This window comes from Sphingopyxis granuli NBRC 100800, from assembly GCF_001591045.1.
Lineage (GTDB): Bacteria > Pseudomonadota > Alphaproteobacteria > Sphingomonadales > Sphingomonadaceae > Sphingopyxis > Sphingopyxis granuli.
The window spans coordinates 1-10,555 of record NZ_BCUA01000106.1 but is presented as its reverse complement, the minus strand read 5'-3'; the positions used below and the strand labels follow the sequence as shown (position 1 = coordinate 10,555).

Annotated in this window: 15 protein-coding genes and 1 pseudogene; 15 read left to right on the top strand and 1 reads right to left on the bottom strand. The window is 72.3% G+C overall.

What is annotated here, in order from left to right; all coding sequences use genetic code 11:
* Positions 1–269: 269 nt before the first annotated feature.
* The 11 genes from SGR02S_RS17405 to gp17 all read left to right on the top strand — a co-directional run bounded on the left by SGR02S_RS17405 (position 270) and on the right by gp17 (position 8,757).
* On the top strand, positions 270–887 hold the full coding sequence (locus SGR02S_RS17405) for a hypothetical protein (protein ID WP_067112944.1): 618 nt from the start codon (positions 270–272) through the stop codon (positions 885–887).
* Between the two features lie 316 nt (positions 888–1,203).
* On the top strand, positions 1,204–2,538 hold the full coding sequence (locus SGR02S_RS17400; protein ID WP_067112942.1) for a DNA-packaging protein: 1,335 nt from the start codon (positions 1,204–1,206) through the stop codon (positions 2,536–2,538).
* A 167-nt stretch (positions 2,539–2,705) separates the two neighbouring features.
* Positions 2,706–3,812 carry a phage portal protein gene (locus SGR02S_RS17395; RefSeq protein WP_067112939.1) on the top strand — a complete coding sequence of 369 codons (1,107 nt, stop codon included), beginning with the start codon at positions 2,706–2,708 and terminating at the stop codon, positions 3,810–3,812.
* A gap of 13 nt (positions 3,813–3,825) precedes the next feature.
* Positions 3,826–4,134: a DUF6127 family protein gene (locus SGR02S_RS17390; RefSeq protein ID WP_067112937.1), complete on the top strand. Its 309-nt coding sequence runs from the start codon at positions 3,826–3,828 to the stop codon at positions 4,132–4,134.
* A gap of 59 nt (positions 4,135–4,193) precedes the next feature.
* The gene (locus SGR02S_RS17385; protein WP_067112949.1) at positions 4,194–4,583 is read left to right on the top strand and encodes an HK97 family phage prohead protease; all 390 of its coding nucleotides are present in this window, start codon (positions 4,194–4,196) and stop codon (positions 4,581–4,583) included.
* A 5-nt stretch (positions 4,584–4,588) separates the two neighbouring features.
* A complete protein-coding gene (locus SGR02S_RS17380) occupies positions 4,589–5,728 on the top strand; it encodes a phage major capsid protein (RefSeq protein ID WP_082797216.1) in 1,140 nt (379 codons plus the stop codon).
* 103 nt (positions 5,729–5,831) lie between these two features.
* Positions 5,832–7,352: a tail fiber domain-containing protein gene (locus SGR02S_RS17375; RefSeq protein WP_067112929.1), complete on the top strand. Its 1,521-nt coding sequence runs from the start codon at positions 5,832–5,834 to the stop codon at positions 7,350–7,352.
* Entirely contained in the window at positions 7,349–7,507 is a 159-nt protein-coding gene (locus tag SGR02S_RS20155; protein WP_156483119.1) for a hypothetical protein, read from the top strand. Before SGR02S_RS17375 ends, SGR02S_RS20155 begins: the two co-directional genes overlap by 4 nt.
* A 16-nt stretch (positions 7,508–7,523) precedes the next feature.
* Positions 7,524–7,805 (top strand): phage fiber-tail adaptor protein, encoded by a 282-nt coding sequence (locus SGR02S_RS17370; RefSeq protein ID WP_067112921.1) that lies wholly within the window; start codon positions 7,524–7,526, stop codon positions 7,803–7,805.
* Entirely contained in the window at positions 7,802–8,347 is a 546-nt protein-coding gene (locus tag SGR02S_RS20320) for a head-tail connector protein (RefSeq protein ID WP_082797215.1), read from the top strand. The genes SGR02S_RS17370 and SGR02S_RS20320 overlap by 4 nt, the downstream gene beginning before the upstream one ends.
* A complete protein-coding gene (gp17, locus tag SGR02S_RS20315; protein ID WP_076073768.1) occupies positions 8,347–8,757 on the top strand; it encodes a tail completion protein gp17 in 411 nt (136 codons plus the stop codon). Before SGR02S_RS20320 ends, gp17 begins: the two co-directional genes overlap by 1 nt.
* Before the next feature lie 86 nt (positions 8,758–8,843).
* Here gp17 and SGR02S_RS17355 read toward each other — a convergent pair whose 3' ends face one another.
* Positions 8,844–9,182, bottom strand: coding sequence for a hypothetical protein (locus SGR02S_RS17355; RefSeq protein ID WP_067112904.1), 339 nt, complete (start codon positions 9,180–9,182; stop codon positions 8,844–8,846).
* 46 nt (positions 9,183–9,228) lie between these two features.
* On the opposite strand from SGR02S_RS17355, the gene SGR02S_RS17350 reads away from it, so the two are divergent.
* The 4 genes and pseudogenes from SGR02S_RS17350 to SGR02S_RS17340 all read left to right on the top strand — a co-directional run.
* A complete protein-coding gene (locus SGR02S_RS17350) occupies positions 9,229–9,636 on the top strand; it encodes a phage tail tube protein (RefSeq protein ID WP_067112902.1) in 408 nt (135 codons plus the stop codon).
* Entirely contained in the window at positions 9,633–9,947 is a 315-nt protein-coding gene (locus SGR02S_RS17345; RefSeq protein ID WP_067112900.1) for a gene transfer agent family protein, read from the top strand. Before SGR02S_RS17350 ends, SGR02S_RS17345 begins: the two co-directional genes overlap by 4 nt.
* Positions 9,948–10,064: 117 nt before the next feature.
* Positions 10,065–10,226, top strand: coding sequence for a phage tail assembly chaperone (locus SGR02S_RS19750; RefSeq protein WP_369691230.1), 162 nt, complete (start codon positions 10,065–10,067; stop codon positions 10,224–10,226).
* A pseudogene (locus SGR02S_RS17340) lies at positions 10,219–10,555 on the top strand (tail tape measure protein); the annotation flags it as partial. The gene SGR02S_RS19750 and the pseudogene SGR02S_RS17340, both read left to right, overlap by 8 nt.

Genomic DNA, 10,555 nt, shown 5'->3' with positions numbered 1-10,555 from the left:
GGCTTTCGCCGGGGAACAGTGACTTGTCGAAGAGGGAGGATTGCCGATCAAGTCCGGGGTGACGGGGAGGGGAAAGCGCTTTCCGGAGCCGGGCTGCATCGCCGATGGCGGAGGTGGGGCCGCGCGTGCAGGGAAGCAATATAAAACCATATAGGTTATTTCTATTGACATCGTGACGCTGATATGGCACAAGCATCTCATCATCGAGAATTGCGAGTCGGGCCGGCGCCTTCGGGCGATCCGGCCCGATCCTTTTGGGGAGCGACGGAATGGAACAGGTGGTGCGGGCCGGCAATCGTCGCCGGCTGATGCGGGCGAAGGCGCCGCGCACGGCCCTTTCGACGCGCCAGTGCGAGACGTTCCTTTCCCATCTGGCGGAAAGCTGCAACGTGACGTGGTCGGCCGCGCAGGCGGGGCTGGTCTGTTCGACGGTCTATCGGCTGCGCGCGCGCGACGAGGCGTTCGCCGCGGCGTGGCAGGAGGCGTTGACGGCCGGATATCAGCGTCTGGAAATGGGGCTGGTGCAGGCGGCGCTGGCGCTTGTCGAGGGCAGGCCGGGCGCGGCCGTTGCCGGGAGCCGCAAGGGCGGCGAGCCCGGTCGGGGCAGCGCGGACGAAAAAGGCGCAAAGGCGGCGCGCGCGGCGAAGGAGGGCGCCGCGACGGAACCGGACGCCGCGAATGGCGGGGACGAGGGGCGCGTGATCGCGCCGATGACGGTCGACCAGGCGATCAGCCTGCTCGGTCGCCACCAGGCGTCGGTCCGCGGCGGGCGGGCGCGGACGCTGCGGCCCGACAAGCGGATGCCGACGTCCGAGGAAACCGACGCCGCGATCCTGAAGCGGCTCGCCATCCTGCGCCGCCAGCGCGGGCTGGCGCCGGAGGGATAGGGGCTTGTTCCCCGGCGGACGCCGGGGTCCGGATGGCCGGATGCTGCCCCGCGTGGTCCCCGGCTTTCGCGGGGGACCGGTTCCTTGCCGGAGAGGGATGATTGCCAACGCGTTTCAGCATGACGAAGTGCGGAAGCAGGGGGCTTCGACCCAAGGCCGGTGCCTGTTTGCAATCGCCATGATCTCCCTTCTGTCGGGACAGAACGGGACGGGCAGGCTGCTTGCCGCCCGTTCTCCTCTCGTTGGCGGGAGGGGATCGCGTTTCATGGCGGGTCATTTCTTTCCCTGTCGGGGAGCGGTGAGGGAGGATCGGCGGATGGGGCAGGCGCATCGCGACGTCGTCGGCGACGTGCTCGAGAAATTGTCCGCGCTGTCGCCGCGCGACCTGCGCTTCGTGATGCGGGGATTGACCTGGGGCCAGCGCCGCGAACTGCTCGAGCGCTGGCACGGCTGGGCGCAGGAGGGGCAATGCGAACCGCCGGGCGACTGGCGCATCTGGATGATCCGCGCCGGGCGCGGCTTCGGCAAGACGCGCGCCGGGGCGGAATGGATCAGCGAGTGCGCGCGCTCCATGCCGGGCGCGCGCATCGCGCTGGTCGCGGCGAACGAGATCGACGGACGGCGCGTGATGATCGAGGGGCCGAGCGGGCTGCTGGCGGTCGCGCGCGGGCATGAAAGCCCCGACTGGCGCGACGGGGTTCGCGAGCTGCATTTCGGCAACGGCGCGATCGCGACGCTCTATTCGGCGGCGGCGCCGGAGAATCTGCGCGGGCCCGAGCATCATGTCGCGTGGTGCGACGAGCTGGCGAAATGGCACCGGGGCGCGACCGCGTGGGACAATCTGGTGCTGGGGATGCGGCTGGGTGACCGGCCGCGCATCCTGATCACCACGACGCCGCGGCCGACCGCGCTGATCCGGACGATCCGCGCGCTGCCGGGGTTCGCCGAAACGGTCGGCGGCACGCACCAGAATGCCTATCTGCCGTCGAATTTCGTCGAGGCGATGCAGGCGGTCTATGGCGGAACGCGGCTGGGGCGGCAGGAACTGGACGGCGAACTGGTCGAGGATGTCGAGGGCGCGCTGTGGACGCGCGCGCTGATCGAACGCTGCCGCGTCGATCCGGATGGGCTGGGCAAGCCGCGGCGCGTCGTCATCGGCGTCGATCCGCCCGCGACCTCGACCGGCGATGCGTGCGGGATCGTCGTCGCGGCGCTGCTGCGCGACGGGCGGCTGGCGGTGGTCGAGGATGCGAGCGTCGAGACCCCGCCGCCACACGTCTGGGCGCAGGCGGTGGCCGCCGCGGCGGCGCGCTGGGGCGCCGACCGGGTGGTCGCGGAAAGCAATATGGGCGGCGAGATGGTGGCGAGCACCTTGGCGCAGGCCGATGTCGCGCTGCCGGTCGCCGCGGTGCACGCGAGCATCGGCAAGGCGCGCCGCGCGGAGCCGGTCGCGCTCGCCTATGAGCGCGGGCAGGTGGTGCATGCGGGGGCGTTCCCGGCGCTGGAGGACCAGCTTTGCGGGTTCCAGACCGGCGGCGGCTATGCCGGGCCCGGCGGTTCGCCGGACCGGGCCGATGCGTGCGTGTGGGCGCTGGCGGAACTGCTGGAACGGATGAGGAAAGGGCGCGCGCCGGGGGTGCGCAGGGTTTGATCAAAGCCCTCTCCCCTTCAGGGGAGAGGGTTGGGAGAGGGGGAGTCACGCACGCCGGCCCCTCTCAACTTCGGCTAGCGAGCAAGCTCGCAAGCCTGCGTATCTCTCCCCTGAAGGGGAGAGAGTGGGGCTTGCGGTGTGGCGGCTGGCCCATTGAGGAGACAAGCATGAACTGGTTTGGCCGCAAGGCCGCATCGTCGACGGTGCGGCCCGCCTTGTCGCGCGTATACGGAACGTGGAGCGCGCCCGCGCCGCTGTCGTGGGAGGCGCAGGTGCGCGAGGGCTATCTGGGCAATGCGATCGTCCAGCGGTCGGTGCGGCTGGTCGCCGAGGCGGCGGGGGCGGCGCCGATCGCGGCGGGCGACCCGGCGCTGCTGGCGCTGGTCACGGCGACATCGGGCGGGCAGGGGCTGGTCGAGACGCTGGCGTCGCAGCTGCTGCTCCACGGCAACGGCTATGTGCAGATATTGACCGACGGCGCGGGCGCGCCCGCCGAGCTGTTCGCGCTGCGCCCCGACCGGGTGACGGTCGAGGCCGACGGGCGCGGCTGGCCGGTCGCCTATCGCTACAAGGCGGGCGGATGCGCCGCGGTACTGCCTGCCGAGGACGGCGCGGGGCGGCCGGCGGTGGTGCATGTCAAGGCGCTGCACCCGCTCGACGATCATTATGGCGCGGGCTGCCTGGCGGCGGCGCAGGGCGCGATCGCGGCGCATAATGCGGCGGCGAAATGGAATGCGGCGCTGCTGGGCAATGCGGCGCGGCCGTCGGGGGCGCTGATCCACGATCCAGGCGACAAGGGGATGCCGCTGTCGGCCGAGCAGGTCGACCGGCTGCGCGAGGAGCTGGCCGAAAGCTTTGCCGGCGGGGCGAACGCCGGGCGGCCGCTGCTGCTCGAGGGCGGGCTGAAGTGGCAGGCGCTATCGCTGTCGCCCGCCGACATGGATTTCCTGGAGCTGAAGCACAGCGCGGCGCGCGAGATCGCGATGGCGTTCGGGGTGCCGCCGATGCTGCTCGGGCTGCCCGGCGACGCGACCTACGCCAATTATCGCGAGGCCAATCGCGCGCTGTGGCGGCTGACCGTGCTGCCGCTGTGCGCGAAGATATTGGGCGCGGTGTCGCAGGGGCTGGCGGGCTGGTTCGGCGGCGCCGAACTGCGCGTCGACATGGACCGGGTGCCGGCGCTGGCCGCCGACCGGATGGCGCTGTGGCGCGAGGTGTCGGGGGCCGACTGGCTGACCGCGGCCGAGAAGAAGGCGCTGCTGGGCGTCGACTAGCCGGAGATACGACATGGACGAGGAAGAAGCGCTGGCGCGGCTGATCGCGCTGGCGGGGACGCGCGCGCCCGACGCGGCGCTGCTGCGCGCGGTGGTCGAGGAGGCGAGCGAGCTGGGGGCGCGGCGGGCGTTGGCGCGGCTGGGGCTCGCCGACGCGGCGGCGCGCGACGACATCGGCGACCTGCGCCAGCTGCTCGGCGCGTGGCGCGACGCCAAGACGAGCGCGTGGAAGGCGGCGGTCGACTGGGCGGTGCGCGGCCTGCTGGCGCTGCTGCTGGTGGGGCTGGCGATGAAGCTGGGGCTGCCGGGGTTGCTGCGGTGAGGGGTGGGGTCGTTCGACAGGCCCACCCCCCGGCCCCCTCCCACCCGCGGGAGGGGGGGATACGGTTCGCGGGTTATGCGTCGGTGTTCGACCGCGTCGACCGCGGCGGCGACGTGGTGCGCGCCGGGGCCTTCGCGGCGAGCCTGCGCGCGCGGCGCGCGGTGCCGCTGCTGTGGCAGCACCGGCCGGGCGCGCTCGTCGGAACGATCGAGATGCTGGCGGAGGACGCGCGCGGGCTGCGCGTCGTCGCGCGGGTGACGCACCCGACCGCGGCGGCGCTGGTCGCGCGCGGGGCGCTGACCGGGCTGTCGTTCGGATATCGGGTGCGCGGCGCGCGGGGCGCGAACCCGCGCGAGCTGCTGGCGCTCGACCTGGCGGAGATCAGCCTCGTCGCGCAGCCGATGCAGCCGCTGGCGCGGGTGATCGCGGTGGATTCATGGAAGGAGTGAAACGCATGGACGAGATGGAGATGAAGGCGGACGCGCTCGAGGGGGCGTTCGATGCGGTGCTGGCGGCCGAGGCGGTCGACGAACTGAAGGCATCGGTCGCGGCGCTCAAGGCGCAGGTCGACGCGCAGGCGGTTGCGGCGGCGCGGCTGCCGCTCGACGGGGCGAAGGCGGCCGATCCGGCGCGCGACGCCTTCGTCGACCGCTATCTGCGGCGTGGGATCGACGCGGGGGTCGAAATGAAGAGCCTGTCGGGGGCGTCGGGCGGCGAGGGCGGCTATGCCGTGCCGCGCGAGATCGACGGGGCGATCGCGGCGACGCTGAAATCGCTGTCGCCGATCCGCGGCATCGCGACGGTCGTGCAGACGGGGACGAGCGGCTATCGCAAGCTGATCGCGACCGGATCGACCGGCGCGGGATGGGTCGGCGAAACCGACGCGCGGCCCGGGACCGGGACGCGCAGCTTCGCCGAGATCGCGCCGCCGTCGGGCGAGCTTTACGCCAATCCGGCGGCGAGCCAGGCGATGCTCGACGACGCAATGTTCAACGTCGAGGACTGGCTGGCCGACGAGATCGCGCGCGAGTTCGCGGTCGCCGAGGGCGCGGCCTTCGTGTCGGGCAACGAGACCAACCGGCCCAAGGGCTTCCTGTCGCATGCGGCGACGAACGAGGCCGACGGCGCGCGGGCGTTCGGGACGCTGCAGTTCGTCGCCTCCGGCGCGGCGGGCGGCTTTGCGGCGTCGAACCCGCAGGACAAGCTGGTCGAACTGGTCCACAGCCTGCGCGCGCCCTATCGCGGCGGCGCCTGCTGGGTGATGAATTCGGACACGCTGGCGCGCATCCGCAAGTTCAAGACCACCGACGGCGCCTTCCTGTGGCAGCCGGGGCTGGTCGAGGGCCAGGCGGCGAGCCTGCTCGGCTATCCGGTCGTCGAGGCCGAGGACATGCCCGACGTCGCGGCGAACAGCCTGTCGATCGCCTTCGGCAATTTCCGCGCCGGCTATCTGATCGCCGACCGCGGCGAGACGCATATCCTGCGCGATCCCTTCAGCAACAAGCCCTTCGTGCATTTCTATGCAACCAAGCGGGTCGGCGGCGCGATCATCGATTCGAACGCCATCAAGCTGATGAAATTCGCCGCGAGCTGATCGGCGCGCGCGCGAGGGGCGCCCGGTTCCTGCCCTCCAACCCTTTCGGGGCGGGGCCGGGCGCAACCTGACATCTTCCCAGAATGGAAAGGATGGCGCTGCCATGCCGACCCCCTTTTTCGCCGACCTGGTGCGCGAGCTGTGCCACGAGGGCGGCACCGGCCCGCTGACGCCGACCGGCGCGGTGCCCGGACACCGCCGCTTCGCGGACGCGGTGCCCGCCGATACCGAGTTCCACTATGCCATCGCGGGCATCGCGCAGTCCGGCGAGTGGGAGGTCGGCACCGGCCGCCTCGACACCGCCGGCCGGCTGGTGCGCGAGGCGGTCGCCGCTTCTTCGGACGGGGGCGGCCGCGTCGATTTCGCGCCGGGACTGAAGACATTGGCGCTGACCGTCGGCGCCGGCTGGTTCGCGGCGCACGACACGGCGGTCGCGGCGCTGGATGCGGCCGACGACGCCCTGGCCGCCGCGATCGCCGCGAAGCAGCCGCTGTCGACGGCGCACCCCGCGGCGGCGACCGGCGCGGATGACGACCTGCTGACCGTGCGGCGCGGCGCGGGGTGGGTGAACCTGCCGCTCGCCGCGCTCGTCCGGCGCGGCGCGGACGGCCGTGTCGGCATCGGCGCCGCCAGTCCGGCACAACTGCTGGAACTGGCCGGCGGATCGCCGAGGATGCGGATCGCGCCCGCCGCTTCGGAGCAGATGGGCGGGATCGAGATCGTCACCAACGGCGCGCACGATGCGTCGTTCACCGCTCGCGGATCGACGGGCGAGCTGAACATCTCGGTCGGACGTTCGCCCGGGTGGGGCGGGAGCATCCGCTTCATCACGGACACGAGCGAAAGGATGCGGCTGACCGCCGCAGGTAGCCTCGGTATCGGAACGGACGCGCCAGCCGAAAAATTGACGATTGCAAACGGCAACATATTGCTCCCCATGTCAACCGATACAGTGGGCGCCCTGCTGGGATATTCGGAGTTCTATCCGGCGACCATCGACGGCGTGAGAGTCCCTGTCTATGGCCTGAAATGGGCAAAACCCGCCAGCGAGAGCAACCCCCACGCGATTCTGGCGGGCCATGGCGGCGCGTGGATCGTCACCGGGGGCAATGTGCATCTCCGCGTCCTTCAGAGCGGCATCGTGTCCCCCGGCGCGGACAATGGCCAACCGCTGGGGGCTGCTGCCCACCGCTGGTCCGTCGTCTATGCCGGGACCGGCGCCATCAACACGTCGGATGCGCGGGACAAGACCTGGCGCGGCGCGCCGTCCCCGGCCGAGATGGCGGCGGCGAAGCGCATCGCGGCCGAACTCGGATTTTATCAATGGAACGACGCGGTCGCCGAAAAGGGCGAGGACGGCGCGCGGCTGCATTTCGGGGTGCGGGCGCAGGCGGTGTGGGCGATCATGGCCGACGAAGGGCTGGCCGATCCGGTCGGCATCGGGGCCGATCCGACCAGCCGCCATGCCTTTCTGTGCTGGGACCGCTGGGCGGAGGAGCGCGACGCCGAGGGACGGATCGTCCGCGCGGCGGGCGAGCGGTTCGGCATCCGCCCCGACCAGCTCGCGCTGTTCCTGATCGCGGCGCAGGAGGCGCGGCTCGCGGCGCTGGAGGCGGCGGCATGACCGGCGGCGCGGCGCTGGGTTCGCGTGCGATCGGCGACGCCAGCGGCCGCGTCCTCGCGATCGAGTGGCGCGGTCCCGACCGGGCGGCGCCGCCGCGCGCGCGCGTTCGCCTGGCGCCCGATCCGGCGCGCCGGATCGCGGTGGCCGGACGCTGACCGGAAAGGATCGACGATGGCGATGATGGTGAAGGATCCGGGGACTCGGATCGACTTCGAATTCGACTGGGCGGCGGCCTGTCCCGCCGGGCAGGCGGTGGCGGCGAGCGACTGGACGGTGTGGCCCGACGAGTCCGAGGGGGTCGCGGTGGCGGCGATGACGCACGGCCTGGCGCGCGCGACCGTGACGCTGGCGGGCGGGATCGCCGGGCGCGTCTATCGCGTCACCAACCGGGTGACGATGACCGATGGCCAGGTCGAGGAGCGGTCGATGGAGGTGCGGGTGGAGGAACGATGATGGTGGAGAGCCTGTTGCCGGGCGAGGTCCCGGTGAGCCTGGACGAGGCGCGCGGCTGGCTGCGGATGGGGGCGACGATCGACGATGCGGTCGTCGCCGGGCTGGTCCGTGCCGCGGCGAGCATCTGCGAGGCCTTTGTCGGCCAGTGGCTGATCGTGCGCGCGGGCGAGGAAAGCCTTGCCCTGCGCGGCGGCGCCTTGCGGCTTGCCGCGCGGCCGGTCGTCGCGGTCGATGCGGTGGCATTGCTGCGGCCCGGCGGCGCGGAAACGGTGCTGGGCGCCGACCGCTACCGCGTGACGATCGCGCGCGACGGGTCGGCGCGGGTGGCGATCCACGCCGCCGGCGATGCCGAATATGCGCGCATTGCGTTTCGTGCCGGCATGGCCGCGGGCCCCAATGCGGTGCCCGAGGCGATCCGCCAGGGCCTGCTGCGCATGATCCAGCACCTCCACGCCGCGCGCGACGGTGCGGACGAGACGCCGCCGGCGATGATCGCGGCGCTGTGGCAGCCGTGGCGGCGGCGCACGCTGGGAGGCGCATGATGACGGGCGCGGAACAGGCGGTGCGCGCGAAGGCGCTGACGGTGCTGGGCGCGGACGACGCGCTGGCCGGGCTGGTGCACGGCGTGTTCGACGGCGTGCCGCCGCGCGCGAGCGCCCCCTATGTCTCGGTCGGCGCTGCCGAGGGCCGAGACTGGGGGACGAAGGACCGGCCCGGGTGCGAGGTGCGGCTGACGCTGAGCCTGACCGGTGCCGGGTTGCCGGCCGACGCGGGCGGGGCGGCGGCGCGGATGGAGGCGGCGGCGGGCGCGCTGCGCGGACCGGCGGGCGGCTGGACGGTCGTCGCGGTCAGGGCGCTGCGCAGCCGGCTGGCGTTCCGGCGCGAGGGCGGCTGGCGGCACGATCTGGTCGTGCGGTGCCGGTGCCTGGCGGGGGTGCGGGAGGAGGCGTGACCCGCTTCGGCGTCATGCCGCTCCGGGTCCCCGCCTTTGCGGGGACACGGGAACGCTTCGCTCAGGGACGATCGGGACAGGGGCGATCAGGAATCGCCGGGGAGGGTGTTGGTCGAGGAATAATCCTTGAACTTCTCGATGAAGTTCACGTGATAATCGTCGATCTGCATGTCGGCATTCTCGGTGGCGTCGGCCTCCGAATCGCCGCTCGCGCGGTCGAGCGCGATCACTGCCTGGCGAAAGGCGGTGCGCTCTGCGGTGCAGGCACCCTTGATCGCCATTTCATATTCGGCGTCGCCCATCTTGCCCTCGAGCGACTTCTTGAGGTGGTCGCGCAGGCATTTGGTGAAGGCGGCGCGCGACGTGTCGACCGCGGCGGTGGGCGATGGTGCCGCCAAGGCCAGGAGCAAGCTTGTGATCAACATCCTGCGACTCCCCGTTTGCAGATGATTTGCGAAGGAGAATTAAACCATGGGGATCGAAAATGGGAGCGCTTTTCTGCTGAAGGTCGGCGATGGCGCGACGCCGCCCGCCTTCGGCACCGTCGCCGGGCTGCGCACGACGCAATTGTCGGTGAACGGCGAGGCGGTGAACGTCACGACCAAGGATTCGGGCGGCTGGCGCGAGTTGCTGTCGGGCGCGGGGGTACGGTCGGTTTCGGTGAGCGCGGCGGGCCTGTTCACCGGGTCGGCGGCCGAGGTGCGGCTGCGCGGCCATGCGCTGGCGGGCACGATCGACGATTATGAGCTGAGCTTCGAAAGCGGCGAGCGGCTGCGCGGGCGCTTCCTGGTGACGCGGCTCGATTATGCCGGCGATTACAATGGCGAGCGCCAATATGTGCTGGCGCTCGAGTCGAGCGGCGCGGTGGTCAGCCTGTGAGCGCGGTCGCGAACCCGCTGCGCGGCGAGGCGGTGCTGCGGATCGGCGGCACCGCGCATGTGCTGCGCCCGAGCTTCGGCGCGCTGGTTGCGGCGGAGGCCGAGCTGGGGCCGCTGTTCGCGCTGGTCGAGCGCGCCGCCGACGGGCGGCTGGCGCTGGGCGAGCTGGCCGGGCTGTTCTGGCACTGCCTTCGCGACCGGCCGGCGGAGCTGACGCGCGAGGCGGTCGGCGAAGCGCTGGTCGCGCAGGGGCTGGCGGCGGTAACGCCCGCGCTGCGGATGCTGCTCGGGCAGATATTGCAGGGGCGGTGATCGGTGACCGAGGAGGATGCCCACCCCGCTGCGGCTAGCCGGCAAGCCGGCAAGCCTCGCTGCCCCTCCCGCGAGCGGGAGGGGAGTTTCGGCGAGGCGGCGGCGCGATTGTCAGGGGTGATGGCGCGGCTGTGCGGGTGGCGGCCCGGGGAGTTCTGGGCGGCGACGCCGGCCGATGTGGCGGCGGTGCTGGCGGGCTGGGCGGCGCCCGGGGACGGCGCGGACGGCGTCGATCGCGCGGCGCTGGCGGCGATGATGGAGCAATATCCCGATGGATGACGAGATCGACGAGATGGTGGTCGCGGTGCGCGCCGATACCGGCGCCTTTCGCCGCGACATGGCGGCGTTGCGCGCCGAGCTGGGCGCGCCGCTGGCCGATGCCGCCGATGCGGGCGCGCGCGGGATCGAGCGCGCGCTGGGCCGGGCGGTGGTGTCGGGCAAGCTGGGGTTCGAGGATCTGAAGCGGCTGGCGCTGTCGGTGATGGCCGACATCGCGCGTGCGGCGGTGTCGGGCGGTGTCGGCGCGGTGCTGGGCGGCGGGCGCGGCGGCGGGGGGCTGCTCGCGGTCGGGCAGAGCCTGGCGCTCGGGCTGCTCGGCGCGCCGGGCC

Bases quoted from the DNA above. Each gene is read 5' to 3' on its own strand.
- SGR02S_RS17400 (WP_067112942.1), top strand. From the start codon at position 1,204: ATGGGGCAGGCGCATCGCGACGTCGTCGGCGACGTGCTCGAGAAATTG.
- gp17 (WP_076073768.1), top strand. From the start codon at position 8,347: ATGACGGGCGCGGAACAGGCGGTGCGCGCGAAGGCGCTGACGGTGCTG.
- SGR02S_RS17380 (WP_082797216.1), top strand. From the start codon at position 4,589: ATGGACGAGATGGAGATGAAGGCGGACGCGCTCGAGGGGGCGTTCGAT.
- SGR02S_RS17375 (WP_067112929.1), top strand. From the start codon at position 5,832: ATGCCGACCCCCTTTTTCGCCGACCTGGTGCGCGAGCTGTGCCACGAG.
- SGR02S_RS17370 (WP_067112921.1), top strand. From the start codon at position 7,524: ATGGCGATGATGGTGAAGGATCCGGGGACTCGGATCGACTTCGAATTC.
- SGR02S_RS17395 (WP_067112939.1), top strand. From the start codon at position 2,706: ATGAACTGGTTTGGCCGCAAGGCCGCATCGTCGACGGTGCGGCCCGCC.
- SGR02S_RS20155 (WP_156483119.1), top strand. From the start codon at position 7,349: ATGACCGGCGGCGCGGCGCTGGGTTCGCGTGCGATCGGCGACGCCAGC.
- SGR02S_RS20320 (WP_082797215.1), top strand. From the start codon at position 7,802: ATGATGGTGGAGAGCCTGTTGCCGGGCGAGGTCCCGGTGAGCCTGGAC.
- SGR02S_RS17350 (WP_067112902.1), top strand. From the start codon at position 9,229: ATGGGGATCGAAAATGGGAGCGCTTTTCTGCTGAAGGTCGGCGATGGC.
- SGR02S_RS17355 (WP_067112904.1), bottom strand. From the start codon at position 9,182: ATGTTGATCACAAGCTTGCTCCTGGCCTTGGCGGCACCATCGCCCACC.
- SGR02S_RS17405 (WP_067112944.1), top strand. From the start codon at position 270: ATGGAACAGGTGGTGCGGGCCGGCAATCGTCGCCGGCTGATGCGGGCG.
- SGR02S_RS17390 (WP_067112937.1), top strand. From the start codon at position 3,826: ATGGACGAGGAAGAAGCGCTGGCGCGGCTGATCGCGCTGGCGGGGACG.